Annotated in this window: 24 protein-coding genes and 1 tRNA gene; 13 read left to right on the top strand and 12 right to left on the bottom strand. The window is 72.0% G+C overall.

Annotated elements, in window-relative coordinates; genetic code table 11:
• Positions 1-40: 40 nt before the first annotated feature.
• The 5 genes from TR49_RS20495 to TR49_RS20470 all read right to left on the bottom strand — a co-directional run bounded on the left by TR49_RS20495 (position 41) and on the right by TR49_RS20470 (position 4481).
• A complete protein-coding gene (locus TR49_RS20495) occupies positions 41-436 on the bottom strand; it encodes a hypothetical protein (protein WP_042383548.1) in 396 nt (131 codons plus the stop codon).
• 149 nt (positions 437-585) lie between these two features.
• Positions 586-2328, bottom strand: coding sequence for a phospholipase D-like domain-containing protein (locus TR49_RS41625; RefSeq protein WP_052434472.1), 1743 nt, complete (start codon positions 2326-2328; stop codon positions 586-588).
• A gap of 169 nt (positions 2329-2497) precedes the next feature.
• Positions 2498-3316 carry a helical backbone metal receptor gene (locus TR49_RS20480; protein WP_152627371.1) on the bottom strand — a complete coding sequence of 273 codons (819 nt, stop codon included), beginning with the start codon at positions 3314-3316 and terminating at the stop codon, positions 2498-2500.
• Between the two features lie 58 nt (positions 3317-3374).
• On the bottom strand, positions 3375-3740 hold the full coding sequence (locus tag TR49_RS20475; RefSeq protein WP_042383616.1) for an ArsR/SmtB family transcription factor: 366 nt from the start codon (positions 3738-3740) through the stop codon (positions 3375-3377).
• 162 nt (positions 3741-3902) lie between these two features.
• On the bottom strand, positions 3903-4481 hold the full coding sequence (locus tag TR49_RS20470; protein ID WP_084725128.1) for a DUF4232 domain-containing protein: 579 nt from the start codon (positions 4479-4481) through the stop codon (positions 3903-3905).
• 234 nt (positions 4482-4715) lie between these two features.
• Between TR49_RS20470 and TR49_RS20465 the strand changes: the two genes are divergently transcribed.
• Positions 4716-5984: a helix-turn-helix domain-containing protein gene (locus TR49_RS20465; RefSeq protein ID WP_052434471.1), complete on the top strand. Its 1269-nt coding sequence runs from the start codon at positions 4716-4718 to the stop codon at positions 5982-5984.
• Positions 5985-6031: 47 nt separating this feature from the next.
• Here TR49_RS20465 and TR49_RS20460 read toward each other — a convergent pair whose 3' ends face one another.
• Positions 6032-6391, bottom strand: a complete 360-nt coding sequence (locus tag TR49_RS20460; RefSeq protein WP_042383547.1) for a hypothetical protein — start codon at positions 6389-6391, stop codon at positions 6032-6034.
• A gap of 79 nt (positions 6392-6470) precedes the next feature.
• On the opposite strand from TR49_RS20460, the gene TR49_RS20455 reads away from it, so the two are divergent.
• The 4 genes from TR49_RS20455 to TR49_RS20440 all read left to right on the top strand — a co-directional run bounded on the left by TR49_RS20455 (position 6471) and on the right by TR49_RS20440 (position 9466).
• Positions 6471-6965 carry a MarR family winged helix-turn-helix transcriptional regulator gene (locus TR49_RS20455; RefSeq protein ID WP_042383546.1) on the top strand — a complete coding sequence of 165 codons (495 nt, stop codon included), beginning with the start codon at positions 6471-6473 and terminating at the stop codon, positions 6963-6965.
• Between the two features lie 74 nt (positions 6966-7039).
• Positions 7040-8863, top strand: a complete 1824-nt coding sequence (locus TR49_RS20450; protein ID WP_042383545.1) for a chloride channel protein — start codon at positions 7040-7042, stop codon at positions 8861-8863.
• 72 nt (positions 8864-8935) lie between these two features.
• The gene (locus TR49_RS20445; protein ID WP_042383544.1) at positions 8936-9328 is read left to right on the top strand and encodes a nuclear transport factor 2 family protein; all 393 of its coding nucleotides are present in this window, start codon (positions 8936-8938) and stop codon (positions 9326-9328) included.
• Between the two features lie 61 nt (positions 9329-9389).
• Positions 9390-9466 (top strand) — tRNA-Met (locus TR49_RS20440).
• A gap of 48 nt (positions 9467-9514) precedes the next feature.
• On the opposite strand, the gene TR49_RS20435 is transcribed toward TR49_RS20440, so the two are convergent.
• The 3 genes from TR49_RS20435 to TR49_RS20425 all read right to left on the bottom strand — a co-directional run bounded on the left by TR49_RS20435 (position 9515) and on the right by TR49_RS20425 (position 12418).
• Positions 9515-11002 carry an Ig domain-containing protein gene (locus tag TR49_RS20435; protein WP_052434470.1) on the bottom strand — a complete coding sequence of 496 codons (1488 nt, stop codon included), beginning with the start codon at positions 11000-11002 and terminating at the stop codon, positions 9515-9517.
• A gap of 180 nt (positions 11003-11182) precedes the next feature.
• Positions 11183-11512 (bottom strand): hypothetical protein, encoded by a 330-nt coding sequence (locus tag TR49_RS20430; RefSeq protein WP_052434469.1) that lies wholly within the window; start codon positions 11510-11512, stop codon positions 11183-11185.
• A 72-nt stretch (positions 11513-11584) separates the two neighbouring features.
• Positions 11585-12418 (bottom strand): dienelactone hydrolase family protein, encoded by an 834-nt coding sequence (locus TR49_RS20425; RefSeq protein WP_042383543.1) that lies wholly within the window; start codon positions 12416-12418, stop codon positions 11585-11587.
• A gap of 93 nt (positions 12419-12511) precedes the next feature.
• On the opposite strand from TR49_RS20425, the gene TR49_RS20420 reads away from it, so the two are divergent.
• From TR49_RS20420 to TR49_RS20395, 6 genes are all read left to right on the top strand, one after another.
• Complete coding sequence (locus TR49_RS20420; RefSeq protein ID WP_042383542.1) at positions 12512-12928, top strand: HIT family protein; 417 nt, start codon at positions 12512-12514, stop codon at positions 12926-12928.
• Between the two features lie 85 nt (positions 12929-13013).
• A complete protein-coding gene (locus TR49_RS20415; protein WP_042383541.1) occupies positions 13014-14408 on the top strand; it encodes a GH1 family beta-glucosidase in 1395 nt (464 codons plus the stop codon).
• A gap of 63 nt (positions 14409-14471) precedes the next feature.
• Positions 14472-15746, top strand: coding sequence for an MFS transporter (locus TR49_RS20410; RefSeq protein ID WP_042383540.1), 1275 nt, complete (start codon positions 14472-14474; stop codon positions 15744-15746).
• Between the two features lie 36 nt (positions 15747-15782).
• A complete protein-coding gene (locus TR49_RS20405) occupies positions 15783-16337 on the top strand; it encodes a DUF421 domain-containing protein (RefSeq protein ID WP_042383539.1) in 555 nt (184 codons plus the stop codon).
• 83 nt (positions 16338-16420) lie between these two features.
• A complete protein-coding gene (locus tag TR49_RS20400) occupies positions 16421-17128 on the top strand; it encodes an SDR family NAD(P)-dependent oxidoreductase (RefSeq protein WP_042383538.1) in 708 nt (235 codons plus the stop codon).
• Between the two features lie 38 nt (positions 17129-17166).
• Entirely contained in the window at positions 17167-17790 is a 624-nt protein-coding gene (locus TR49_RS20395) for a TetR/AcrR family transcriptional regulator (RefSeq protein ID WP_042383537.1), read from the top strand.
• 165 nt (positions 17791-17955) lie between these two features.
• Here the strand turns inward: TR49_RS20395 and TR49_RS20390 are convergent, their stop codons facing one another.
• Positions 17956-18909 carry a GlxA family transcriptional regulator gene (locus TR49_RS20390; protein WP_042383536.1) on the bottom strand — a complete coding sequence of 318 codons (954 nt, stop codon included), beginning with the start codon at positions 18907-18909 and terminating at the stop codon, positions 17956-17958.
• A gap of 93 nt (positions 18910-19002) precedes the next feature.
• On the opposite strand from TR49_RS20390, the gene TR49_RS43955 reads away from it, so the two are divergent.
• Positions 19003-19173: a hypothetical protein gene (locus TR49_RS43955; RefSeq protein WP_160311621.1), complete on the top strand. Its 171-nt coding sequence runs from the start codon at positions 19003-19005 to the stop codon at positions 19171-19173.
• A gap of 200 nt (positions 19174-19373) precedes the next feature.
• Positions 19374-21227: an ABC transporter ATP-binding protein gene (locus tag TR49_RS20385; protein ID WP_042383535.1), complete on the top strand. Its 1854-nt coding sequence runs from the start codon at positions 19374-19376 to the stop codon at positions 21225-21227.
• Between the two features lie 55 nt (positions 21228-21282).
• Here TR49_RS20385 and TR49_RS20380 read toward each other — a convergent pair whose 3' ends face one another.
• Both TR49_RS20380 and TR49_RS20375 read right to left on the bottom strand, forming a co-directional pair.
• The gene (locus TR49_RS20380; protein ID WP_042383534.1) at positions 21283-22728 is read right to left on the bottom strand and encodes a glyceraldehyde-3-phosphate dehydrogenase; all 1446 of its coding nucleotides are present in this window, start codon (positions 22726-22728) and stop codon (positions 21283-21285) included.
• Positions 22729-22959: 231 nt separating this feature from the next.
• Positions 22960-25854, bottom strand: a complete 2895-nt coding sequence (locus TR49_RS20375) for a penicillin acylase family protein (protein ID WP_042383533.1) — start codon at positions 25852-25854, stop codon at positions 22960-22962.
• Positions 25855-25935 lie beyond the last annotated feature (81 nt).

Below are 25935 nucleotides of genomic sequence, written 5' to 3'. Positions count from 1 at the left end.
ACGTATCGTCAGAACGAGTCGGCAGGTGGCGCGAAGCGGGTCAGGTCAGCCGCAGCCGGGTCTCGAACTCGTGCTCCCCGGACACCCAGCCGAGATCCTCGACGGTGAAGACGCCCGCCAACAGCGTCCGCGCCTGCTCCACGGCGTCCGCCGGTCCGAGGATGTCGACGTCGACCGGCTGGTTCAGGTGCGCGGGCACGCTGCGCAGCACGGCGGCGGCCTCGGGCATGGTCAGGAAGGAGCGGGCCCGGCACATGGTGCCCGAACCGGTCGACGGGCTCATGGACGGGCTCGTCGGCGTCGTGGTCATGGGCATCGGGGTCGGGGACATCTCGGCCGTGGCCTGGAACGCCTCCGCGAGGACGGCGAGAACCGCGTCTCCGTCGTGCGGGTCGTGCTCGACGACCTCGACGGTGATCTCAGCTGTGCTGGTCATCGGTACCTCCTGGGGCCTGCTGAGCCGCTCACCCCCAGTGAAACTCCGTTTCCGCCCCGGCGCACCTCCCGCGGGCAGGGAAGGGCCCCGGCCGGGAAGATCGGCCGGGGCTCTCCCGCGGGCGGTGCTCAGCGGCTCGTCAGGCGGGCTCAGGAGACGTTGAGCGCCGTGTCGTCGACCACGAAGGAGGTCTGGTACTCGGAGTCCTCCGCGCCGGTGAACTTGAGCGTGACCGTCTGGCCGATGTAGCTCGCCAGGCTGAAGGTGTGCTGCTGGTAGCCGCTCGCCGCGTTGAGGTTCGAGTAGGTCGCGAGCGTGCCGAGGACCGTGCCGGAGCTGTTCAGGACCTGGACCTTGAGCGTGTCGTAGGCGGTGGTCTTGCTGGTCTCCGCGGTGTCGACGTGCAGCCAGAACGAGAAGTTCGCGTTCGCGCAGCCCGCCGGGACGGAGACCGACTGGGCGAGGGTGTCGGTGGTCGTGGTGCCGTAGCCGTCGAGCCAGGCGTCGTAGCTGCCGGAGTGCGCCGGCTCGGAGGAGCTGTTGCTGATCACGCCGGAGCTCGCGGTCCACGGCGTGGCGGAACCGGTCTCGAAGCCGGGGTTGCCGAGCAGCTGCTGCGAGGTGCAGCCGCCGCTGCCTGCGCCGACCGTCCAGGTGAAGGACGCCGAACCGGTCGGGCCGGTGGAGTCGGTGGCGGTCACGGTCACGTTGGAGGTCCCGGCCGCGGTGGGCGTGCCGGAGATCAGGCCGGTCGAGGAGTTGATCGACAGGCCGGCCGGAAGGCCGGTGGCCGAGTAGCTCAGCGTGCCGGTCGCGGTGTCGCTCGCGCTGATCTGCAGGCTCGCAGCGGTGCCGACGGTGCCCGTCTGGTTGCCCGGGCTGGTCACGGTGACACTGCCGGTGGACGACGAGCCGCCCATGTCGCTGTCGAAAGCCTGCTCAAGGCCGCTCACCACGCCGGAGTCGCTGACGATCAGGCCCAGCTCGCGGTTGCTGTTCAGCGAGTTGGAGGAGAAGTTCTCCGAGCCGGCGAACGCCTTGGCGGTGGACGTGCCGTAGTCGGCGATGATGGCCTTGGCGTGGATGTAGTAGCCGGTCGAGCTGGTGTAGGTGGTGACCTGGCCGCCGGCCGCGGTGATCTGGTTCAGCTCGGTGGTGTAGCTGTTGCTCTCGTTCTCGGCGACGACGCGCACCTTCACGCCACGCTGCTCGTCGGCGACGATCGCGTTGACCAGCGTGGTGTCGCCGAACTCCTCCTCCTCGACGTCCAGGCTGTGCTGGGCCCCGTTGATCAGGCCGAGGATCTGGGTCTGCGAGTCGGTGGGCGACCACACGAGGTCGGCGCCGTCGGACGGCGTGATCGAGGTCTTCGCGTAGTCGGCGTTGAAGACCGCCTCGATCGCGCCGACGTCCGACGCGGTGCTGTCGAAGACGCCGTAGTCGCGCGAGGTCGAGTAGTAGGTGGTGTCGAAGTTGCCGGTGGAGATGTAGGACTTGGTCCCGTCGACGGTGATCGTCTTCTGGTGCGTGTAGACGAACGCCGTCGAGGACCAGGTCACGCCGACACCACCACTCGTGAGGGTGGTGTACGCGCCGTTGTTGACCGAGGTCTGCTTGCCGTCGAGGATCACCCGGACGGTGACGCCGGCCTTCTCCTTGGCGACCAGGTCGTTCTCGAGCGTGGTGTCGCGCAGCTCGTAGATCGTGATGTCGATCGACTTCGTGGCCGAGTTGACGAAGTTGTAGATCGCGCTCTCGCCCTGGTCGGGCAGTACCACCAGCGAGTAGTTACTCGCGGCGTGAGCGGTCGCGGCGCCCGGCAGGATCGCTGCCGTGGCGACCGCGGCGCAGGCCGCGAACGACTGGAGGGCACGACGGCGTACGGCTCTCAATTCTGGCTCCTGATGCAGAGAGGGGGTGTGGCACGGGAGCGGAACAAGGGTGTGCAACGCGCGTAGCACACTCACCGTAAGTGACTCGCGAGTACATGTCAGGGGGCGGTTCGTGAAGATGTGTTGAACGGGCGGCGGACGCCGTGCTCGCCTTCGAAGCGGCAGATCCCTAGCGCGGGACCCGCAGTTGATCCGCCAGCACCGCCGGGGCTTCACCCAATGACGGCCCGTACCAGGTGAGGTGACGACCACTCACCAAGGCTGCGGGTATCCCGGGGAAGGCCTCCGGGCCGTCCTCCGAGGTGAACGCGTAGGGCTCGTCCGGCAGCACCACGAGGTCGGCGCCGCAGCCGCGCAACTCGTCCAGCGGCACGGCCGGGTAGCGCTCGGCGTGCTCCGCGTAGAGCTGGTCCACACCGAGACGGCGCAACAGGTCCCCGGCGAAGGTCTCGCGGCCGAGGACCATCCAGGGGCGCCGCCAGATCGGCACGACCGCCCGCCGTCGCCCACCGAGCTCGTCCGCGGCCTCGTCCACGGCGGGCACCGCGGCCCACGCCTGCCGGGCCCGGTCCAGCCACGGCGGCCGGTGCAGGGCGCAGGCGACGGTGAGCAGCCGCTCCAGGGAGCGGAAGGCCTGGTCGAGGGTCCGCACCTCGGTGACCCAGACGGCGAGGCCCGCCTGCCGCAGCGCGTCCAGGTCGACGGCCCGGTTCTCCTCCTCGTTGGCGACCACCAGATCCGGCCGCAGCGCGGCGATCCGGGCCGTGTCGGGGTTCTTGGTCCCCCGGATCCGGACCACGTCCAGCCCGGCAGGGTGGGTGCACCAGTCCGTCGCCCCGACCAGCAGGCCGGGCGCGGTCACCGCGATTGCCTCGGTGAGCGACGGCACGAGGGACACCACCCGGTTGACGTCGCCGAGAACCAGCGCGGTGCCCTGGTCGTCGACGACGGTGCGGTGGCCTGGTCCTCGCGTCGGCGCCGTGGTCATGGCGCCACCGTACCCGTCGGCCGCGCGGCGGCCCGGCGGATGGGCGGCCCGGCGACGCTCAGTGTGCCGCGGCGGGCCGGCCCAGCTGGTCGAGCAGGGCCGCGACGCGGTCGTCGGCGAGGCGGTAGCGGACGATCCGGCCGTCCTTGTCGGCGGCGACCGTGCGGGACGCGCGCAGCAGGCGCAGAATCCGGGAGACCGTGGTGTCGTCGAGCCCGGTCGCGGTGGCCAGGTCGGTGACCGCGATCGGCCCGGCGTGGTGGACTGCGAGCAGCACGGACAGCCGGTGGGGCTCGCCGAGCAGCGCGAAGCGGTCGGCCCACTCGGCGAGGCGGTCGGCGTCGCCGATGCCCGCGATGGCGGCGCAGACGGTGTGGTCGTCGATGACCCTGCGGTGGGCGCGCTCGGCGGGAACGAGATGCATGTCGGCCATTGTGACCCGCCGTGCCAGGTGATCGGCAACGCCCTGGGACACGGTAAGGCCCCGCACGCGCCCCCTCCGCGGGAACCGAGCACCTGCGGGGCCTCTTCACGTCGGCCGTCACCGAGCCGCGCGGCCCCGACGGGCGTTGCCGGACGGCGGGTGCTACCAGCGCAGCGCGAGGCGTGCGGTGGACTGCCAGTAGGTCGTGCGGACGGAGTCGTCCACCCGGACGCCCGCCTTGGGCAGGGCCACGTGCGCGCCCGCGCCGACCGAACCGCGGTCGGCGGCGTTGGCGAAGAACACCTCCAGGGTGTGCACGCCGTGGTTGTGGTGCGCTCCGCTGCTCGAGGTGTGGACCAGCGCGTAGGCCGACTGGTGCGGGGCGAGGGTGACCACCGCCTGCGGGACGCTGGCGGCGATGTAGCCCGGCGCGGCCTGGGCGTCGCCGAAGCGAAGGTACGGGTAGCCGTAGGCGAAGCAGTTGCGCTTGCCGGCGTTGGTGGCCGTCAGCAGCAGGCGCTGCCCCGGCTCGGTCTTGGCGGTGACCTTCACGTCACTGCCGGTGCAGCTCGTGATCGCCGCGGCGGCCGCGGGCTTGGCCGTGCGGGCGGCGGTGGCGGCGGCGTCGGACGGGGCGGCCAGGGCGACCGTGGCGCCGAGGGACGCCACGAGGGCGGCGGTCGCGGCAGCGCCGCGGACGACGCCGCGAAGCGGCCGGCGGGTCAGGCGGGACAGGTGCATGGGTGGCTCTCCAGAAAGGGCAGAAGATCGGTGTCCGCGGCCCGGGCTCGGTCGGCTCGAACACGGTCGGCTCGGACCCGGTCGCCTCGGGGCTGCGGTGGCACCACCTTGCCGCCGATTTCGTCACCGGAGCCGCGTTTGCCACGCTTGGTGGAACGGCGGAACGTTCCAGGTCGTCCCACCTGGGGAGACGCGGGCACCGTGGAACGCGCTCGCGGAACGGGGGGACACCTGATGACGGGTGAGGTGGAGGAGTTCGCGGCGCTGCTGCGCATGCTGAAGGAGCGTTCGGGCAAGAGCTACGGCCAGCTGGCAACCCGGCTGCGGGTCAGCAACTCGACGCTGCACCGGTACTGCCACGGCACGACCGTGCCGCCCGCCTTCGCGCCCGCCGAGCGCCTCGCCCGGCTCTGCGGCGCGACCCCGGCCGAGCTGGTCGACCTGCACCGTCGCTGGCTGATCGCCGACGCCGCCCGGGACCAGCGCGTGCCGTCCCCCGCACCGGCGCGTCCGCAGCCCGAACCGGCGCCGGACCTGACCGCCCGTGACGTTCTCGTCCCGGCCGCCGCCTCCGGGCCGACCGTGCCCGACATCGCCACGACCGCCGACGACACGGCGGAGGAGGCAACGGCAGAAGACGCGGCCGCCGAGCGTACGGCCCGGTCGGCGGGCGGGCGCACCTCGTGGTGGCGCCGGCCCTGGTTCGTGATCGCCGCGGCGGTCGCGGTCGTCACCACGACCGCCGCCGTCGCCGTGCCCACGCTCCTGTCGGGCTCCCGCACCGCCGCCGACCCGGCCACCGGACGGCACTCGGCCGCGCCGCAGGGCCAGGGCGCGCGCCCGGGCACGCCCGCCGCGAGCCCGCTGCAGGTCAGCGTGCTGGACGACAACTGGGAAGACCCGTGCGGTCGCTGGTACCTGTCCGACCGGAAGCCCGGCTCGATGCCCGCGCCGCCGGATCAGGGCGGCACGGCCGCCTGGGCGGCGCGCCTCGGCGCGGTGCCTGCGGGGCACCGGCGTCTTGAGCTCACCCTGCAGACGACCGGCGACGAGCCGGTCGTGCTGCACGCCCTCTACGTCCACGCCCACAACGCAGGCGCCGCTCCGCACGGGTCCGCATTCAACCTGGGCTCGGGCTGCGGCGGCGGGATCACCCCCGGTTCCTTCGCGTTCGACCTGGACGCCGCGGCCCCGACCGTGAAGCCGATACCGGGCAGCCAGGGCGATGCCACGGTCCCGGCGCCCGTCTTCCCGCTCCAGGTGTCCCGCACCCAGCCGCAGGTCCTCGACATCGACGCGTCCACGACGGACCACGACGTCAGCTGGACCCTGGAGCTGCTGTGGAGCGTGGGGAGCGCCCAGGGCTCGCTCTTCGTCGACGACCACGGCAGCCCGTTCCGCACGGTGGGGGGCGACGGCGCGCCGCGCTACGTCTACCAGCCCGGCGACCCGACCGTCTGGCTCCCCGACACCGATCCCCACGACCTCCCGTCGCGCTTCTAGGCCCGGGCCCGGAGGTCGTCGGCGAAAGAGCTCACGCGGGGGAGAGCTCACTCGGCGGGAGAGGTGCGTGGTCGCCGGGCTCGGGCCAGGGCGGCCGGGAGAGCCGCGCGCTGGGCGTGGTCGAGCTGGCCGACACTGGTGGTCTCGTCGGCCCGGAGGTGGACCAGGATCTCGTGGGCGGTGATCGGGCCCATCCCCGGCAGCGCCCGAAGGAGGGCGCCGAGGGTCATCCCGGCCGCAACGGCGTCGCCGCCGTCCCAGGCGTCCAGACAGATGTGCGCGAGCCGTGCCGTGCCGCCCTCCGCCACCGCGGCCAGCAGCATCTCCTGCGCGCGGCGCAGGGCCGGACTGATCCGGTCCTCCGGCGCGGGCCGGGTCGAGGAACCACGGGATGTACGACCGAGCATGATCGCCGCCTTTCACTCCATGGCTTGCTGTTACCAACACTACCTCGCAGCAAGTCTTGACGCATGCAATACTTCTGCCATGGCGATTCCAGCGAGTCGAACTCCGCAGGCGACCCCGAGCGCGGACGAGATCCAGGCCTTCCAGCGCGCGACCCGCGACCTGATCGGCGTCGCACTCCACAGCCTGGAGGCGGCGGGCGGAGGCATATCCCTGCCCCAGATGCGGATGCTGCTCGCGCTCGACGACCTCGGGCGCTGCCCCTCCTCCAGCGTGGCCCGGACTCTCGGACTCGGCGCGTCGTCGGTCACCCGGCTGGCGGACCGGCTGGTCGCCTCGGGCCACGTGCTGCGCGGGTCGGACCCGCACCACCGCAGCGTCGTGACGCTGGAGCTCGCGCCGCTCGGGCAGACCCTGGTCGAGCAGGTGCTGCAGTGGCGGGAGCAGGAACTCGCGCGGATCCTCTCGCGGATCCACCCCGTGCTCCGCGCCACCACCGCCGACGGCCTGGACGCCTTCCACCAGGTGGTCGGCGAGGACTACGCGGCCGACCTGCACGGCCCCGTCCCGCTGTGACGCGTCGGGCCGACGACGCCCCGCGCCGGTCCACACCGCGCCTCCCGAACCGAACAGAACAGAACCGGAGCAACATGCGTACCGCGCACGCCTCCAGACACGTCCACCTCGGCGACTTCACCGTCCGGCCCCGGATGCTGGCCATCACCGGCCTCGCGCTGGTCGTCGGCGGCGCCGGCGCGCTCGCCGCGCTCGCGCTGCTGCGGCTGATCGGGCTGGTCACCAACCTCGTCTTCTACCAACGCGTCGACACCTCGCTGATCGCGCCCGGCGCGGTGCACCACCCCTGGTGGCTGGTGCTCGGCGCACCCGTCGTCGGCGGCCTGGTGATCGGCGTGATGGCCCGCTACGGTTCCGAGAAGATACGCGGCCACGGTATGCCGGAGGCCATCGAGGCGATACTCACCGGCGGCAGCCGGGTCCAGCCCAAGGTCGCGGTGCTCAAGCCGGTCTCCGCCGCGATCAGCATCGGCACCGGCGGCCCGTTCGGCGCCGAGGGCCCGATCATCATGACGGGCGGCGCGATCGGCTCGATCCTCGCCCAACTGCTGCACCTGACCGCGAACGAGCGCAAGACGCTGCTCGTCTCCGGCGCCGCCGCCGGCATGGCGGCGACCTTCAACTCGCCGCTGGCCGCCGTCCTGCTCGCGGTCGAGCTGCTGCTCTTCGAGTGGCGCCCGCGCAGCTTCGTGCCCGTCGTCGCGGCGGTGGCCGTGGCCACGGTCTGCCGCGGCTACCTGCTCGGCACCGCGCCCGTCTTCCCGGTCGACGCCACCGGGCTGCACCTGACCCCGACCCTCGACGGGCTCGCCGTCGTCGTCGGCCTGACCGGCGGGGCGCTTGCGGTGGCCGCGACCTGGCTGGTCTATCGCGCCGAGGACGCCTTCGGGCGGCTGCCGTTCCACTGGATGTGGTGGCCCGCGATCGGCGGCCTGGTCATCGGCCTGGGCGGCCTGATCGAGCCGCGTGCACTCGGCGTCGGCTACGACGTGATCGACCAGCTGCTGACCGGCCGCGCCACGCTCGGCCTGATCGTCGGCATCCTCACCGTCAAGACGCTGATCTGGTCGCTGTCGCTCGGCTCCGGCACCTCCGGCGGCGTGCTCGCGCCCGTCTTCATGATCGGCGGCGCCCTGGGCGCGTGGGAGGGCATGCTCTTCCCGCACGCGATTCCCGGCTTCTGGGGCATCCTCGGCCTCGCGGCCGTCGTCCGCGGCGTGATGCGCTCGCCGTTGACCGGCGTCGTGTTCACCCTCGAACTCACCCACGCCTGGGGCATGCTGCTCCCGCTGGTGGTCGCCGCCACGGCGGCCTACGCGCTCTCCGCGCTGGTGCTCAAGCGGTCCGTGCTCACCGAGAAGATCGCGCGGCGCGGCCTGCATCTGACCCGCGAGTACTCCACGGACCCGCTGGAGACCTTCTTCGCCCGCGAGGTCATGCTGCCGCTCACCCAGGACGAACCCCTGACCGAGCACGACGACGTCACACCCGAGCGACTGCGGGCCCTGTCCGGCCCGGACGACGCACTGCTGCCGGTCGTCGACACCCTCGACGGCACCCTCGTCGGCGTCACCACACTGCGCCGCCTCACCGGCGTCGTCTCCCCGCACACGGCGCCGAGCACCGTGCGGGAGGCCACCGTCCCGTGCGAGCTGGTCGTGCACCAGGACCAGACGCTGCGTCAGGTCGCCTACGGCTTCGCGGAGACGGGCCTCACCAGTGCGCCGGTGATCGATCCGGCCACGCACCGGCCCATCGGCGTCATCACGCTGCGGCACCTGCTCCACGCCCGCCTGCACGACCTCACCGAGGAACACCACCGCGAACGCGTCCTCCCCCGCCAGGCAGACGCCGAACGCACGCCGGCCGCGACCCCCACCGGGGCCGAGGCCGCCTGAGACCGGCGTCCGGCGGCGGCCCGAATCCGCCGCCGGACGCCACCCGCACGCCCCCAGCCCGAGGAGCTTCCCGTGAGGACCTACCCCGCCACGATCGCCGCCCGGCTCCGCACCGCCCTCCACGACGGCGACACGGCCGCGCTCGCGGCGCTCCTCCACCCCGACGTGCGCTTCGAGCCCCTCGACCCGGCGACCCCCACCGCGCACGGCTCCGCCGAAGCCCTCGCCTGGTACCGCGAACGCCGCGACCGCGGCGTCCGCACTCTCGTCGAGGAACAGTTCGCCTACCCGGGCAGCGTCGTCCTCGGGCTCCGGCTCTCCCACCCGCAGCCGAGCTCGGGCGCCCCCGCCGTGCTCTACCGCGTCTTCCGCCTCCAGGACGACCGCGTCGTCCACATCCGCGACTTCGCCGACCGCACCCACGCCCTGACCACGGCGGCGGCGCCCTGCCCGTGGACGGCCTGAGGCCCCTCGCGAAAAGCGATTGGGGAAATCGCGCCACCCTCTGTTAACCTGGTTTCACCGACGCGGGGTGGAGCAGCTCGGTAGCTCGCTGGGCTCATAACCCAGAGGTCGCAGGTTCAAATCCTGTCCCCGCTACCAGACCCGAAGGCCGGTTCCCCACCAGGAACCGGCCTTCGGCATTCTCTGTCAGTGGTCGCGGACGACCCAGGTGAAGGTGGTGCGGGCGCTCGCGCCGGTCTCGTCCTTGGCGAGGACGGTGACGCGGTAGGTGCCCAGGTGGGTGGGGCGGCCCGTGATCGTGCCCGTACGGGCGTCGATCCGCAGGCCCGCCGGGAGGCCGCTCGCCCCGTAGGTCAGGTGGGAGGTCGACGCGCTGTCGTGCGCCGACACCGCCAGGCGCACGCTACGCCCCACCACGCCGACCTGGTTCGCGATGTGACCGATCGTCACCTTGTGCGGGGCGGTGTTCCTGACGATCGGGTGCGACGCCTGGCAGCCGCCCGCGCCGTGGTTGGCGTCGTTGGACCAGGTCGTCTGGACCGGGAAGGAACCCGTCGCCAGGCTGAGGTCGAAACCCGCGCCGGGGCCGCTGTGGACCCACGCGCACTTGTCGCCGTCCTCACCGCCCGTGCTGTCGTTGTCGGTGATCCAGCCACCGCTGGTCAGCACCGGGGAGCTGGGGTTCGCGGAGTACGGGAACTGGTCGGTGACCGTCTCGGCGTACTCGTGGCTGCCGACGATGGTGACGCCGTCCAGCGCGCCCGCCGCACCGCTGTTGACCGCGCCCGCGCCGCAACTGCGGCCCGCGTCGGGGAGGTAGGGCATGTTCGTGAACGCGACCGGCCCGACCGGAGAGGTCACCGCACCGCCGCCGTCGAGCGAAGGGTCGCCGGTGAAGTCGTGCCAGGCGCAGAAGTCGCCGCCGGGCGTGTTGAACCCGTCCGGGGTCGTGCCGGTCGGCGAGGTGATGACGTACTGGACGTTGCGGTTGGCGGCGGCCGTCCCGTTGCCGAAGTGCTGCGCGGCCTTGACGGCCTCCTGCGCGAGCTGGTTGCCGCTCGCCGACGCGGGGGCCGCCGTCGAGCCGTCGTACCAGACGCCCGCGAGCGCGCCGCCGGTCGGGTAACCGATGTGGGCGCTGCCGGCCGGGCAGCTGGTGGCACCGCTCCTGACGCCCTGGCAGTACTGGGTCATCACGCCGGACCAGGTCTCGCCCTTGGTCCCGAGACCCTTGAAGAAGGCCTGCTGGCGCGGCGCCATGCCGGCGGTGTCGTGGGAGAGGGTGGTGTAGCCGTGGGCGTCCTTGGCGGCGCTGCCCCACTGGGAGCCCCAGTAGATGACGTAGACCTTCGGCGCCCCGGTGGTCACCCCGACGCCGCCGGTGCCGCCGTGGTAGGTCAGCGGCTTGGTCTCGTTGGCCGGCTTGCCCTGCCCGGTCTGGCCGTTCAGCCCGCCCCCGCCGTCCTGGTCGCCCGCGACGGCGCCCGCCGAGAGGTGCGGCTGCGCGCCCGCCCGGGGGTAGACGCCGTGGCGGTAGGCGTGGGCGGCGGAGCCGGCCACCGGGGCGGAGGCCGTCGACGCCGAGGCGAGCGCAGGCAGGGCCACCGCGGTGGCCGCGGCTATCGCGGCGGCGGCGGAGCCGGCGATCAGGGTCTTCCTACGGGAGAAGGCCATGCAGAGGTTCCTCTCACTTCGAGCGGTTCGCTTGAGCCGCGCGTCAGTGGAACACCCTCTCGAATTCCGCGGATCGCCCGCGCCCCCGCAGCGGCGGACCTTTGCCCCCCCTGACCGGCTGCGTCCCTCCCCCTGACAGGGGGTTCCCCGGGGTTCCCCGCACACGGAGCGGCTCAGGCCTCAGGGCAGCGGGTCTTCGTCGTGCTCGGTCACCGCGTCCAGATCCGCCCGCAGGCCGGCCACGAGGTCGCGCTGGGCCGCGTCGTAGCGCTCGGACCACGTGAGCGCCAACAGCGGGTAGGCCCAGTCGGGCTGGTCGGCCGCACGGGCGAGGTCGGCCGCCGCGCGGGCGCGGAGCCGTTCGGCCTCCGCCCGGTGGGTTTCGAGGGCGTCCCGCAGCCGGCCGGGTTCGGTGAGATGGCCGAGCCAGAAGGGCAGCAGCGGCGGGTGCTCGAACATCGGCCGGTCGACGGGCGCGTCCCGCGCCCAGCTGCTGACGCGCTCACCCACTGGATCGGCCGCATCGGCTGACCATGCGCCAGGTCCCGCGCCGTCACGGTGGGCCCGGCGCGGGACAGACGCTCAACGTACGGCGTCTCCGGCGAGGAGGCGGGTGCGGAAGTGGGCCAGGACCTGGTCCAGGGCGTCGCGGGTGGGTTGGCCCGGTTCGTCGACGAGGTGCTCGGTGAGCACCGAGTGCGGTGGCATCAGGCCGTCCGGGTTGGCCGCGGAGTCGTCGAGTTCGACGCCGACGAACGCCTCGCCCAGCTTCTCGCGCAGCAGCGCGAACCGTTCGGGCGGGGAGAGGCGGTCGCCGCGGAAGCGCACGCCGAGGACGGTCAGGCCGCCGTCCGCGCAACGCTGCTGGACGGTGCGCAGGTCGCCGGGCGAGATGTCGATCGAGCGGCGGTGCCGCGCGGTGACCGCGATCGGCAGCGACGGCTGCGCCAGCACCGGCGCGAGCAGGCGGTCGTCGGTGGCCATGGCCAGCGCGTAGCCGCCCGTGAAGCACATGCCGACCGCGCCGACGCCGGGGCCGCCGCAGCGCTCGTGCTCGCGGACCGCCAGCGCGCGCAGCCAGGTGACGACGGGTGAGGTGCGGCCGGCCGCGAACACGGTGAACTCGCGGCTGACGCAGACCTGCGCGAAGACGCGCAGGCCCGCCACGGCGGCGCCCGCCCGGCCGCGGCCCTGCGGCGCGGGATCGCGTCCGGCGACGCCGAACAGGTCGGGCAGGACGACGGTGCAGCCGAGGTCGCGGACCCGGCGCGCGAACGCGGCGACCTTCGGGGTGATACCCGGGAGCTCCGCCATGACGATCACCGCCGGTCCGTTGCCGGAGCGCAGCACCGGATGCGAACGGCCCTCGTGGGTGAACTGCTCGCGGGTGAAGTCGGTCAGCGCGTCGTCAGCCATGCCCGGGAGACTACTGCCCGGTAGCCGCACCCGACAGGAGGCTTCGCCGCGCGCCTGCTTGGGGGCCGGAGCGCGGCGGCCTTGAATCGGCGGATGGAGTGCTTGTTCTGCGCGGTGGCGGCCGGCGAGGTCGAGGTGCCCACGGTCTTCGCGGACGACGAGGCGGTCGCCTTCCTCGACCACCGGCCGCTCTTCCCCGGCCACGTCCTGGTGGTCCCGCGCCGGCACGTCCCCACCCTGACCGACCTGCGGCCGGAGGAGGTGGGGCCGTACTTCGAGCGGGTGCGGCGCCTGACGGCGGCGGTCGAGCGGGGCATGGCGGCCAAGGGAAGCTTCGTGGCGACCAACAGCCGGGTCAGCCAGTCGGTGCCGCATCTGCACGTCCACGTCGTGCCGCGCAATCCGAAGGACGGCCTGCGCGGGTTCTTCTGGCCGCGCACCCGGTACGCGAGCCCGGAGGAGGCGGCCGCGACGGCGGCGCGGATCCGCGAGGCGCTCGAACAGGACTGAGCCGCACCATTGACACACGGTCGGAAGGAGCCCAGACTACGCGACAAACATGAGTTAGTCTCACGTTAGTAGGAAAGCGGTGCGCATGACGACCCGGCCCAGCGATCCGACCACTCCGCTCCCCCTCTCCCGGTTCCCCGCCGACTTCGTCTGGGGCGCCTCGACCGCGGCCTACCAGATCGAGGGCGCGGCGGAGGAGGACGGCAAGGGCCCGTCGGTCTGGGACACCTTCGTGCGGCGGCCCGGCGCGGTCCGCGACGGCCACACCGGCGCGGTGGCCTGCGACCACTACCACCGCTTCGACGAGGACGTCGCGCTGATGCGGCGGCTCGGGCTGGACGCCTACCGCTTCTCGATCTCCTGGCCGCGCATCCTGCCGAGCGGCTCGGGCCGCGTCGAGCCGCGCGGCCTCGACTTCTACGACCGGCTGGTCGACGCCCTGCTGGCCGCGGGGATCGAGCCGACGCCGACGCTGTTCCACTGGGACCTGCCGCAGGCCCTGGAGGACGAGGGCGGCTGGCTCGCCCGGGACACCGCGTACCGGTTCGGCGAGTACGCGGCCGTCGTCGCCGAGCGGCTCGGCGACCGGGTCCGGCGCTGGATCACGCTCAACGAGCCGTTCGTGCACATGTCCTTCGGCTACGGATACGGCGTGCACGCCCCGGGCCGTGCGCTGCTGCTGGACGCGGTGCCCGTCGCGCACCACCAACTGCTGGGCCATGGGCTCGCGGTGGCCGCCATCCGGGCTGCCGCCGGAGCCGGCGCCGAGGTGCTGATCGCCAACAACTGCTCGCCGGTGCGGCTCCGGTCCGACGCCGACTCCGTGGCCGACCGCCTGGCGGCCGACGCCTACGACACGCTGCACAACCGGCTCTTCAACGACCCGCTGCTGACCGGCCGTTACCCGGACCTCTCGGCCTACGGCCTGACCGACCCCGGCTGGGGCGGGATCGTGCGCGACGAGGACCTGAAGGTGATCTCCGCCCCGCTCGACGGGCTGGGGATCAACTACTACAACCCGTCCTGGATCGCCACCTCCGCGGATCCGTCCTCGGGTCTTCCCTTCGACCTCGTCGAGCCCCAACAGGCCTACCGGCGCACCGCCTTCGACTGGCCGGTGGTCCCGGACGGGCTCACCGAACTGCTGTTGGGCCTCAGGGCCCGCTACGGGGAGGCGCTGCCGCCTATCTGGATCACCGAGAACGGCTGCAGCGAACCGGCCGGCCTGGACGACGCGGCCCGCGTCGACTACCTCGCCGGGCACATCCGGGCGGTGGCCGAAGCCCGGGCCCAAGGAGTCGACGTGCGCGGCTACTTCACCTGGTCGCTGCTCGACAACTTCGAATGGGCGGAGGGCTACCACCAGCGCTTCGGCCTGGTCGAGGTCGACTTCGCCACCCAGGCCCGCACCCCGCGGGCGAGCTTCGAGTGGTACCGCGCCCTGATCGCCTCCCAGAAGTCCCCGAAGCGGCAGTCGTAGTCGCCGGATCTTCGGCGCTCCCCCACCAGGCACCACCAGGCCCCCAGGTACGAAGGAGCCTTCATGCGCCAGGCCGTCCAGGACGACCAGGAGGACGCCAGAGACGGCGAAGCCGTCCTCACCGAACCCACCGTGCCGGTCCGGTCCGGCTGGACGGCGGACCTCTCGCTGGCCACGCTCGCCGTGTTCATGGCGTTCATGACACCGATTCAGATTCTCCTGCCGGTGCAACTGGAGCACATCGACCCGCACCACAAGAGCGCCGCGCTGTCGCTGGTCACCGGGCTCGGCGCGCTGGTCGCCGTGCTGGCCAACCCGCTTGCGGGTGCGCTGTCGGACCGGACCACGAGCCGTTTCGGCCGTCGCCGCCCCTGGATTCTCGGCGGTGCGCTGGCAGGGGCGGCGGGACTGGCACTCACCGCCGCCCAGCACACCGTGGCAGGGGTGGCCGTCGGCTGGTGCGTGGGGCAGGCCGGGCTCAACGCGATGCTGGCCGGGGTCACCACCCCGATCGCCGACCGGGTGCCGCTCGCCCAGCGCGCCCAGGTCTCCGGCTGGACCGGCATCATGCAGTCCTTCGGCCTGGTCCTCGGCGCCCTGATCACCACCCTGCTGGTCACCGGCGTCTGGTCCGGCTACGGCACCCTGGCCGTGGTCACCGTCGTGCTCGCGCTCCCGTTCGTGCTGCGCCGCAGCGAGCCCGCGCTGCCGCGCGCCCTGCGACCCGCCTTCGACGCGCGCGCCTTCGCCCGCTCGTTCTGGGTCAGCCCCCGGCAACACCCCGACTTCGGCTGGGCCTGGCTCACCCGGTTCCTGATCAACCTCGGCAATGCGCTCGGCACGCTCTACCTCTTCTACTTCCTCTCCGACGCCGTCCACTACGGCGATCCGGGCACCGGCGTGCTGATCCTCACCGTGGTCTACACGATCTTCGCCGCGCTCACCGCGATCCCCGTCGGCGCACTGTCCGACCGGGTCGGACGGCGCAAGGGCTTCGTCGTGCTGTGCTCACTGATCATGGCCGCCGCCGCGCTGCTGCTGGCGCTGCTGCACGCCTGGCCCGCCGCGCTCGCGGCCGCCGCCGTCCTCGGCGCCGGCTACGGCGTCTACCTCGCCGTCGACCAGGCCCTGGTCACCCAGGTGCTCCCGGAGGCGCGCGACCGCGCCAAGGACCTGGGCGTCATCAACATCGCCAACTCCGGCCCCCAGGTCCTCGCCCCGGCCGTCGCCGCGCCCGTCATCGCCCACCTCGGCGGCTACACCGGGCTCTACCTCGCGACCGCCGTGGTGACCGTCCTCGGCGGCGTCCTGGTCCGGCGGGTGCGCGGCGTGGCCTAGTGCGACCCCTGTGGTGTGATCCCTACAGTGGCCGGGATGTGGAACGACATGTTCATCGCGGGCATCTCCTACGGCGAGAAGGCCGCGCGCACGATCATCGTCTACCTGGCCCTGCTGATCATGCTCCGCATCGTCGGCAAGCGCGGGCTCGCGCAGCTCAACACCTTCGACCTGGTGGTGATGCTGCTGCTGTCCAACGTCGTCCAGAACGCCGTCATCGGCAACGACAACTCCGTCAGCGGCGGCCTGTTCGGCGCGGCGGTGCTGCTGCTGACGGACGCGGTGCTGGTGCGACAGGGCGCGCGCTGGCCGTGGTTCGCCCGGCTGCTGGAAGGTTCCCCCACGGTGCTGGCCGAGGACGGCGTGCTGAACCTGCCGGCGATGCGCCGACAGGGGATCTCGCGCGGCGACGTGGCACTGGCCGTGCACACCCAGGGCGGGGACGGCATCGAGGAGACGGAGCTCGTGCAGCTGGAGCCGAGCGGCTCGGTCCTGGTCCGGCTGCGCCTGGGCGACCAGTTCGCCGACAAGGACGACGTGGCCGCACTGCGCGTCGTACTGGAACGCATCGAGGCGAGTCTCGCCAAGTAACCAGTTGTTGACTTGTGCCCGGTCCGGCGTACTGTTGTAACTATCCAGTTAGATACAAGCGCGCACCCCAGGACGTGAGAACCATGACGACCACCCTCATCACCGGAGCCAACAAGGGCCTGGGCCGGGAGACGGCACGCCGCCTCCTCGCCGAGGGCCACACCGTCTACGTCGGCGCCCGCGACGCCGAGCGCGGACGACGGGCGGCCGAGGAACTCGGCGCCCGGTTCGTGCAACTGGACGTCACCGACGCACAGTCCGTGACGGCTGCCGCCAAAACGATCGAGGCCGCGGGCGGCCTCGATGTACTGGTCAACAACGCCGGCGTGGAGGGACGCCTGCCCGACGGCGGCATCGTCGGCGCGGCGGACGTGACCGCGGAGTCGATGCGGGCGCTGTTCGAGACCAACGTCTTCGGCCTGGTCCAGGTCACCCACGCGTTCCTGCCGCTGCTCCGGCGCTCGGCCGCGCCGGTCATGGTGAACATCAGCAGCGGCCTGTCGCGCACCTCCGCGCTCGCGGACCCGACGCACCCCACCGCCTTCTACCCCGGCGTCGCCTACCCGGCCTCCAAGGCGGCGGTCAACATGGTCACCGTGCAGTTCGCCAAGGCCTTCCCCGACATCCGGATCAACGCCGTCGAGCCCGGCTACACGCGCACCGACCTCAACCACAACACCGGCACCCAGACCGTCGAGGAAGGCGCGGAGATCATCGTCCGGATGGCCCTGATCGGCCCGGACGGGCCGACCGGCACCTTCCGCGACAGCAACGGCCCGCTGTCCTGGTGAGCCACCGGGCCCCGAACGCCTTGGGTAGGGTGCAGGCCATGTCCGACTCCCCCACGCCGCCCGCCGCGCCCGCGCCGTCGCGCAGCCCCCGTCCGCGCGACGCGGAGGCGACGAAGGCGCTGCTGCTGCGCGCCGCCACGGAGGAGTTCGCCGAACACGGCTTCGCCGGCGCCCGCATCGACCGGATCGCGGAGCGGGCGGGTGCGAACAAGCGCCTGCTGTACGTCTACTTCGGCGACAAGCAGGCGCTGTTCGACGCGGTCGTGGCCGACCAGGCGCAGGCGGTGTTCCGCGCCGCGCCGATGGACGACGGGGACCTGGTCGCCTTCGCCGCCGCGCGCTTCGACTACGTGCTGGCCAACCCGCAGGCCGGCCGGATCGCCGCCTGGCGCGCGGTCGAGCAGCTCGAGGCCACGGACGCGGAGATCGCGAACTTCCGCTCCCGCGTCGACGCCGTCGACGCCGCACAGCGCGCGGGCCGCGTCCGCGCGGACCTCCCCGCGCTCGACCTGTTCGCCATCGTCCTCCGGATGACCGACAGTTGGCCCTCCGCCCCACCCGCCCTGCGCGCGGTGAGCGCGGTTCCTCCCCTCTCACCGGACCGGCTGCGCGAACACCGCACGGCTCTGCTGGCCGCCGTGCACGGCGTCGTCCACGACTGACGCACACCGGAGAAGGGTCGCTTCGCGGATGCCCTCGAGGTCCGTGTGGGCCTGCTGCCGACCGCCATCGCCGTCACCGCGGCGCCGCCACGCCGGCGCCCGTCCACCGTCGCAGAGGCGGAGCAGGCGGCGGCCGGACATCGGCCGCCCTCCGGTGACGACGGGTCACCGCGCCTGGGCGAAGCTCCTGCGGTAGTCGGCCGGGGCGACGCCGACCGCGCGGCGGAAGTGGTGGCGCAGCATCGCCGCGGTGGCGAAGCCACTGGCCCGGGCGATCTCCTCGATGCCCATCGGGGTCTGCTCCAGCAACCGACGGGCGTGCAGGATGCGCTGGGCGGAGAGCCAGCGGTGCGGGGTGGTGCCGGTCTCGGCGACGAAGCGGCGGGCGAAGGTGCGCTCGGACATGTGGGCCTGGCGGGCCAGGTCGGCGACGCTGTGCTCGCGGTCCAGCCGCTCGGAGAGCCAGGCGAGCAGCGGGTCCAGGCTGTCCGCGCAGAACTCGGGCACCGGCTGGACGATGAACTGTCGCTGGCCGCCGTCGCGTTGGGGCGGCACGACCATGCGGCGGGCGATCGCGGTGGCGGCCTCGGAGCCGAGCTCCCGGCGGACCAGGTGCAACGCGGCGTCGATGCCGGCCGCGGTGCCGGCACTGGTGATGATGTCGCCGTCGTCGACGTAGAGCACGTCCGGGTCCAGGCGGGCCAGCGGAAAGCGGGCGGCGAACTCCTCGGCGTGACGCCAGTGCGTGGTGCAGGGGCGGCCGTCCAGCAGGCCCGCCGCGCCGAGCGCGAACGCGCCGCTGCAGACGGTCAGCAGCTGCGCGCCCCGCTCGTGGGCGGCGCGCAGCGCCTCCACCAGCTCGACCGGGTAGACGCCCCGGATCTGGTAGGCCGGGACGCCGACGAGGTCCGCTTCGAGCAGCGCGTCGAAGCCGTACTCGGTGGTCATGCCGGTGCCGACCGTGGTGCGGACGGCGGTGCCGGGTCGGGGCGAGCAGACCCGGAAGTCGAAGGGCGGCACCCCGTCCTCGGTGCGGTCGATGCCGAAGACCTCGGCCAGCACGCCGAACTCGAAGGGGGCGAAATCGTCGATCAGGGCGACGGCCACGGTGCGCAGCATGCGGCCATGGTACGTCGCCCATGGCAGGATATCGATGGGCAGGGGCATCCCTGCCACTGGTGGCAGGATCTGGACGAGCGAAGAATTCATGCCATGGGACTTCTGACTCTCGCGCTCGTCATCGCCCTTCTCGTCCTCGGCCTGGAGCGCAACGCGCGCCGCGCACGCCGCCGACCCCCCGTCACCCCCGGCGGGACGCAGCCGCACGAGAGGCGGGATCGCGACGCCGAACGCCTGCTCGACGAGCTGCGCTCGCGTGGGTAGCCAGGCGCTGATCACGGCGCAAACTCACCCATCCGGGGAAAAAGGCGTGGACTCCGTAGGCGGGCACACGGAAGACTGCTCTACCCGACTCCCTCCTCCGTACGCGCACGGACGCTCCGTCACCATCCCCTGGCCCGACGCAGCGTGGCTTCGCCGTGTGCGCGCCCAGTACCGACGAAACCACCCTTCGAGGACATGGGATGCCCACACCCCAGACATCCGAGGAACGACCGCAGCGCGGCGCGGTCCTCCTCGCCCTTCGTTACTACGGCCGGGAGATGATCCGGCTCAAACGCATCACACTGCCCGCCATGCTCGCGCCCGCCCTGGGCAATATCGGGATCTCCTACATCGCTCCGCTGATCGTCGCCAAACTCGTCGCCCGGATCGCCGACAACCCCGGCAAGGGGCTGAACACCGCGGCGCTCCTGCCGTACGTGCTCGGCTTCGCCGGAGTGCTGCTGGTCTCCGAGGCGTTCTGGCGGCTCGGCATCCACTGCCTCAACCGGGTGGACGGCCTCGGCATCGAACAGCTCTACGTCATCGGGATGGACGAGCTGTTCGCCAAGGACGCGGCGTTCTTCCACGACAACTTCGCCGGCTCGCTGACCAAACGGGTGCTGAGCTTCGCCTCCCGCTTCGAGGACTTCGTCGACACGCTCACCTTCAACGTGGTCGGCAGCCTGGTGCCGCTGGTCTTCGGCTCGGTGGTGCTGTGGACGTACCAGCCGTGGCTGGTCGTGGTGCTGGTGAGCATGATCGCGGTGACGGCGCTGATCGTGGCGCCGCTGATCCGGCGTCGCCAGGAGCTGGTGAACGCGCGCGAGGCGGCGATCGCCAGGGTGTCCGGCCACGTTGCCGACAGCCTGATGAACATGGACACCGTCCGCGCCTTCGCCGCCGAGGACCGCGAGGCGGCCGAGCACCGCTCCCGGGTCGCGGAGTCCAGGCGGCGCTCGGTGCGCTCCTGGGACTACGGCAACCTCCGCATCGACACCCTCGTCGCGCCGATGTCGGTGGTCACCAACGCGGCAGGCCTGCTGCTCGCGGTGCTGCTGGCCGGGCAGGGCAACGGGGTGGAGGCGGTCGTGGTCACCTTCACCTACTACTCCAACGCCACCCGGATCATGTTCGAGTTCAACCAGATCTACCGGCGTCTGGAGAGCTCGATGACGGAGGCCGCGCAGTTCACCGAGCTGCTGATGTCCCCGCCGACGGTGCTCGACGCGCCGGAGCCGGAGCCGCTGCGTCCGCGCGACGCGGGCGTCCGCTTCGACCGGGTGGTCTTCACCCACGGCGGCTCGGACGCCCCGCTCTTCGACGGCCTGGATCTGGGCGTGGCCAGCGGCGAGAAGATCGGCCTGGTCGGCCGGTCGGGCGGCGGCAAGACGACGCTCACCCGGTTGCTGCTTCGGATGACGGACATCGAGGGCGGCCGGATCCTCGTCGGCGGCCAGGACATCAGCCGGCTGCGCCAGGCCGACCTGCGCAGCCTGATCTCCTACGTGCCGCAGGACCCGGCGATGTTCCACCGCACCCTGCGGGACAACATCGCCTTCGCCCGGCCCGGGGCCACCGACGCGGAGATCCGCCGCGCGGCCGAGGCCGCGCACGTCACCGAGTTCGCGGACGGCCTGCCGGACGGCTTCGAAACCATGGTGGGCGAGCGCGGCGTCAAGCTCTCCGGCGGCCAGCGCCAGCGGGTCGCGCTCGCCCGCGCGATCCTGCGCGACGCGCCGATCCTGCTGCTCGACGAGGCGACCAGCGCGCTGGACTCGGAGAGCGAGGTGCTGGTCCAGGAGGCGCTGTGGCGCCTGATGGAGGGCCGCACGGCCCTGGTGGTCGCGCACCGCCTGAGCACCGTGGCCGGGATGGACCGCCTGGTCGTCCTGGACCGCGGCCGCATCCTGGAGCAGGGCAGCCACCAGCAGCTGCTGGCGGCGGAGGGCGCCTACGCCAAGCTGTGGCAGCACCAGTCCGGGGGCTTCCTGGACGAGCACAGCCTGGACGAGCAGGGCGTGGACGACGTCGAGGAGAGCCCGCAGCTCGCGTGAGACGGGACCGGCCCCGCACCCTCGGGGAGGGAGCGGGGCCGGTTCGCTGCGACGATCAGACCGCGGGGGCCGGGAAGGTCGGGTACTCGACACCGGAGATCGTCTGGACGACCCGGACGACCTGGCAGGAGTAGCCGAACTCGTTGTCGTACCACAGGTAGAGGATGGCGTTGTCGCCCTCGACCTTGGTGGCGCCGGCGTCGACGATCGACGCGTGGCGGGAGCCGACGAAGTCCATGGAGACCGCGTCGGGCGCCGTCGTGAAGTCGATCTGGCGGCGCAGCGGCGACGTCAGCGACACCTCGCGCAGGTAGTCCAGGACCTCCTCGCGGGTGGTCTCCTGGGCCAGCTGCAGGTTGAGGATGGCGATCGAGACGTCCGGCACGGGGACGCGGATCGAGCTGCCGGTGATCTTCGCCTTGAGGTCCGGCAGGGCCTTCGCCACGGCGGAGGCGGCGCCGGTCTCGGTGATCACCATGTTGAGCGGGGCGGAACGACCGCGACGCTCGGCCTTGTGGAAGTTGTCCAGCAGGTTCTGGTCGTTGGTGAACGAGTGGACGGTCTCCACGTGGCCGCGGAGCACGCCGAACTTGTCCTCCATCGCCTTCAGCGGCGGGACGATCGCGTTCGTGGTGCAGGAGGCGCAGGAGATGATCTGCTCGTCCGGCTTGATGGTGTCGTGGTTGACGCCGTGGACGATGTTCGGGACGTCGCCCTTGCCCGGCGCGGTCAGCACGACCTTGGCGATGCCCGGCTGCAGGTGCTTCGACAGGCCCTCGCGGTCACGCCAGCGACCGGTGTTGTCGATCAGGATGGCGTCGTTGATGCCGTACTGCGTGTAGTCGACCGAGGCCGGGTCGTCCGAGTAGATGACCTTGATCTCGTTGCCGTTGGCGATGATGGTGCTGTTCGCCTCGTCGACCGTGATCGAGCCGTTGAACTGGCCGTGGATCGAGTCGCGACGCAGCAGGGAGGCGCGCTTGACGAGGTCGTCGGCCGCACCCTTGCGGACCACGATCGCCCGCAGGCGCAGACCGTTGCCGGAGCCGGCCTTCTCCACCAGGAGACGGGCCAGCAGGCGGCCGATGCGGCCGAAGCCGTACAGCACGACGTCGCGGGCCTCGCGACGCTCCAGCTTGTTGGCGCCGGTGGCACCCTCGACGGCCTCGGCGGTGAACGCCTCGACCGTGAGGCCGCGGTCGTCGGCCTTGTACTGCTCAGCCAGGATGCCGAGGTCGATCTGGGACGGGCCGAGGTCGAGCGTGGTGAGCGCCTGGAGGAAGGGCATCGTCTCGGTGACCGAGAGCTCCTCGCCGGCGATCTGGCGCGCGAAGCGGTGGGTCTTGAGGATGCTGACCACCGACTTGTTCACCAGGGAGCGGCTGTGCAGCAGGACGTTGACGTCCTTCTCCCGGTGCAGTCGGCCGATGATCGGAATCATCGACTCCGCGATCTCCTCGCGGTTCATCCAGTCCGTGAACACGTCGTCGTTGACAGTCACAAATTCATCTTTCGCGGTATTCGAGCCGGGCGACGCCCCTCATGCTATCTTCCGCCCGCACAGCTCAGCCCCTCGGCCCGACGTGAGCTATGCCGCAGTGCTGCAGCGGCAAGGGGCGCGAGGAACTGCGCGACAAGCCACCCACGGTGGTGTGTCCCCGAACGAGCAGGGCCATCCGCACACCGTGGTTGCCCGCGCAGTTCCTCGCGCCCCTGGGGGGGTGCAACTGACTCAGCGGTGCGACACGTACTGAACGACCTGCTGGTAGGTGGGTCGGTTCTGCCAGTTGCTGTTGGGGTCGGTGATCCCGCCCAGTGCGCGCTGGACGATGGAGTCCGCGCACCACTGGTCGCCCGCCGAGCAGGTGTCGTCGGCCGGGTAGACCTGGGCGGCGGTCTCCGCCGCGGCCTGCTGGAGGGTGGTGAGCAGGATCTGCCGGCAGGCGGAGAGGCTGCCGCCGCCGCAGTAGGACTGGGCCAGGGCGTCGGTCGGGTGCTGGCCGAGCACCGCCCGCAGGTCCAGGTTCACGTAGGACCACCAGCCGAACTGGAACGAGGACCCCTTGTGCGGGATGGACTCGTTCGCGTCGACCGGGCCGGTGCTCGGACCGGTCTGGCCGCCGGAGGGGGACTCGTTGATCTGCAGCGCGCCGACCATCGCGTTGAAAAGGTCCGAACCCATGCCGGGCTGGAACTCGCCCTGGACGAGCAGCGGCCACCAGGCGTCGAAGGTCTGGATCGCGGACGCGTCGGCGTAGGTGTGGCTGCCGGCCGAGGTCTCCCTGCGCTGGGTGCCGTCGGAGAGCCAGCCCTGGAGCTGCTTGACCAGGGCCGCCTGGGTCGGGTCGGTCACCGGGGAGCTGTTGATCACGGCGAGCAGCTGCGGCAGCACGTCCTCACCGCGCAGGTCGGTGAGGCCGGCCGACTCCATCGCCTGCACCAGCGTCGCCCGCGTCACCTTCGGCCCGGTCGAGGCGGCAGCCGTGACCAGCGCCTTGACCCGGCTGTCGAGCATGTTGGCGCGGTGCACGGGGCCGTCGCCGAAGTTGGCCGAGGCGAAGCCGGGGGCCTGCTTGTTGTTCCAGGAGACGTAGTAGTCCTGGTCGACGCCCTGCGGGTGCTGGGCCGGCGGGGTGTAGTCGGCGGTCCAGGTGGTCGGGTTCCAGTTCTGCCAGGCGTACGCCGGGTCGGCCCACTCGGGCAGGTCGGCCGCGACGTCGGCCGGGCGCACCGGGTTGCGGCCGGAGTTGTAGTACGCGGTGTGCGCGTCGTCGACGTAGAACCAGTTGAAGGTCAGGTCGATGTGCTGCGCGGCCTGCTGGAAGGTCTGCGGCGAGTTCACCGCGGTCGGGTCGTTCAGCATCTGGAAGCCGATGATCGAGTCGGCCTCGTGCATGTACGTCGAGCGCAGCGAGGTGTAGGCGACGGGCAGGCCGCCGACCGTGGCCCGCGCGGTCACCAGTCCGTACGCGGTGCGGTACATGATCAGCTTGTAGGAGCCGGCGGGTGTGCTGTCGGCCGTCGTCGGGCTCCAGGAGTCGTCGCGCTCCAGCGCCGTCATCGGCGTGCAGACGCCGTCCAGCAGGTACGCCATGGAGTCCTTGGTCGCCGTGCTGCCGTCGGTGTTGCACAGCTTGACAGCGTAGACGTCGTCGATGTCCTGGCCGGCGCTGGTGGCGCTCCAGGAGTAGTCCGGGCCGCGACCGAGCTCGACGTAGAAGCTCAGGCCCGCGAAGGCCGCGCCCCGCGCGCTGATGCCCGGCCCCTGGATCTCCTCCAGCATCAGCAGCTGCGGGGCGAAGTAGCCGGTCTGCGGGCCGAAGACGGCGACGGGGTGGCCGTCGTCGGTGTACTTGCCGGAGACGACCAGGGCGTTGGACATGCCGTGCTTGGCGGTCAGCAGGTTGCCCGGCAGCACGCCTTTGTCGAACACGCCGACCAGCGGCCGGAGTTTGGCCGGGGCCTTCTTGGCCACGGCCGCGTCGGTGGTGCGGGTCGCCGTCTTCGCCGTGCGGGCGGCGGCCGTCGTGGCGGACGCCGCCGAGCCGGTCGGGTCGAAGATCAGCTGCTGCTGGGTGAGCGAGCCCGGGTCGGGCATGGCGAGGCCCTGCGGCGAGGCCGGGTCCTGCCCGTAGGAGAAGCTCTGGCCGTCGTGCACGGTGGTCACCGCGCTCTGGGCCTCGCTCTCGCGGAACGAGTTCCACACCTGGTCGCCCAGCGTGGTCCCGTACTTGGCGTCGGCGGCTTCCTTGACGAGCGCCGACTGCACCTGGTTGCCGCCGCCGCTGCCGAACAGCGCGCCGATGACGGAGGACAGCGCGACGAGGTCGGTCAGCTTGAACGGCTGGATCGAGCCGGCGTTGGTGATCGCGTTGATCTGCCCCGTCAGGTCGTACTCCCCGGGGAACGTACGGGAGTTGTACGCCGAGGTGATGTAGGCGTTGATGCCGTCGATGTACGCCTGGGCGTCGGCGAGCGCCTGCTGCCCGCGCGGGCCCTCGTTGGCCACGGAGTCGATCTGCTGCTGCAGTTCCGCCTCGGTGTAGGGGGCGGCCTGCCAGAAGCTCTGCTCCAGCTGGCGGTTGGCGGCGGCGCCGCCCGCGAAGCTGCTCAGCTCGCCGCGCCCGACGTGCCGGAACAGGTCCATCACCCAGAGCCGGTCCTGCGCGGCGGCGTATCCGGCGCCGAACTCGGTGCCGTAGCGGGTCGTCCCGGTGATGTGCGGGGTACCGGTCGCCTTGTCGCGCACGATGGTGACGTCGCTGCGCGGGCTGATGCTGCTCTCCACTTGACCGGCGGGGACTCCGAACGAGGAGTTGTCGAAGTAGCCGGCGAGCGAGGAGTCGGTCAGCCCGGTGTAGCCGTCCACGAGCGAGCTGTACGGCCCGAGTTGGTCGGCGGTGTGAGCCGGTCGGGTGCCGAAGACCTTGTTTCCGAGGATGTCGGCGAGGGTGGCGTTGCCGTTCTCCCCCGGCGGCAGGATGTCGTTGCACTGGCCACCGCAGTAGTCCTGTACCGCCGCGGCGGCGCGTGGCGGAGCGGCGGCGGCCGGCAGCGCGAGGCTGGTCACTGTGACGAGAGCGGCGGCGCCCGCCACCGCTCTCAGCCACGGAGTGAGTCGACGCATGGTGGTACGCCTTCCTGGCAGAGGGATCGTCAGCTGACGATAAGTTAGTTACCCTCGCGTTAGGAAGATGTACGCGCCATG

This window comes from Streptacidiphilus melanogenes (assembly GCF_000787835.1).
GTDB lineage: Bacteria > Actinomycetota > Actinomycetes > Streptomycetales > Streptomycetaceae > Streptacidiphilus > Streptacidiphilus melanogenes.
The sequence above is the reverse complement of the archived record's forward strand: the minus strand, read 5'-3'. Positions and strand labels throughout refer to the sequence as shown.